Raw genomic sequence first — 1,471 nt, 5'->3', positions numbered from 1 at the left:
TGTGTCTGCCGCGTGGTGTGGACATGGTGGTGGGGATCCTCGCGGTGTGGAAGGCGGGGGGTGGGTATGTGCCGTTGGATCCGGAGTATCCGGTGGAGCGGCTTGAGTTCATGGTGCGTGACAGTGGGGCTCGGGTGGTGGTGGGTCATGGGGCGTCGGTTGCGGGTCTGAGTGGTGTGCTGGGTTCGTTGCCGGTGGTGTGTCTTGATGATCCGGGGGTTGTGGCGGGGCTGGCGGGGTTGCCGGTGGTGTCGCCTGGTGTGGGGTTGGTGGGTGACGGGCTGGCGTATGTGATCTATACGTCGGGGTCGACCGGTGTGCCGAAGGGTGTGGCGGTTCGGCATGGGGGTCTGGCGAATCTGGTGTCGGTGTTCGGTCCGTTGATGGAGGTCGGGCCGGGTGTGGGGGTGTTGCAGTTCGCGTCGTTCAGTTTTGATGCGTCGGTTTTGGATGTGGCGGTGACGCTGGCGTGGGGTGGTTCGCTGGTTGTGGCGGGTGCTGCGGAGCGGGCTGAGCCGGGGTTGTTGCGGGATTTGGTGGTGTCGGCCGGGGTGCGGTCGGCGAGTGTGGTGCCTTCGTTGTTGGGGGTGTTGGAGCCTGCTGATCTGGCGGGTGTGGGTTCGTTGGTGATTGGTGCGGAGGCGGTGGAGCCGGGGCTTGCGGCGTTGTGGGCGCGGGGTCGGCGGTTGGTGAACACGTATGGGCCGACGGAGGCCACGGTGATCGTGGCGACCGGGTTGGTGGATGCGGAGGGTGTGGACGGTGTGGTGCCGTTCGGGTCGCCGATGGCCAATACGCGGATGTTTGTGCTGGATGGTCGTCTGGAGCCGGTGGCTGCGGGTGTGGTGGGTGAGTTGTATGTGGCGGGTGCGGGTCTGGCGCGTGGTTATCACGGTCGGCCGGGTCTGAGTGCGGAGCGGTTCGTGGCCTGTCCGTTTGGGCCGGCTGGTGAGCGGATGTACCGGTCGGGGGATCTGGCGCGGTGGACGGTGGATGGGCGGTTGGTGTTCGCCGGGCGTGTTGATGAGCAGGTCAAGGTGCGTGGGTTCCGTGTTGAGCTTGGTGAGGTGCAGGCCGCGGTGGCGGTGCACTCGTCGGTGGCTCAGGTTGCGGTTGTGGCGCGTGAGGATGCTCCGGGTGACAAGCGTCTGGTTGCTTATGTGGTGCCGGGTGTGGGTGCGGAGCGGGGTGGACTGGCTGAGTCGGTGCGTGAGGTGGTGGCTGGTCGGCTGCCCGCGCATATGGTTCCGGCCGCGGTGGTGGTGCTGGATGCGCTGCCGTTGACGGTGAACGGCAAGCTCGACCGTGGTGCGCTGCCTGTTCCTGATTATGCGTCGGTGAAGGCGGCGGGGAGCCGTCGGCCGGCGACGCCGCAGGAGGAGCTCCTGTGTGGGGTGTTCGCCAGTGTTCTGGGGCTGTCCGAGGTGGGAGTCGATGACGACTTCTTCGCCCTCGGCGGCCACTCACTCCT

At 66.8% G+C, this 1,471-nt stretch carries 1 protein-coding gene; it reads left to right on the top strand.

Annotated elements, in window-relative coordinates:
- Window positions 1-23: 23 nt before the first annotated feature.
- The coding region (locus tag ABZZ20_RS36845) for a non-ribosomal peptide synthetase (RefSeq protein ID WP_356877428.1) at window positions 24-1,471 on the top strand (1,448 nt) is incomplete at its 3' end.

Source organism: Streptomyces sp. NPDC006430 (assembly GCF_040612395.1).
Lineage (GTDB): Bacteria > Actinomycetota > Actinomycetes > Streptomycetales > Streptomycetaceae > Streptomyces.
The sequence above is the reverse complement of the archived record's forward strand: the minus strand, read 5'-3'. Positions and strand labels throughout refer to the sequence as shown.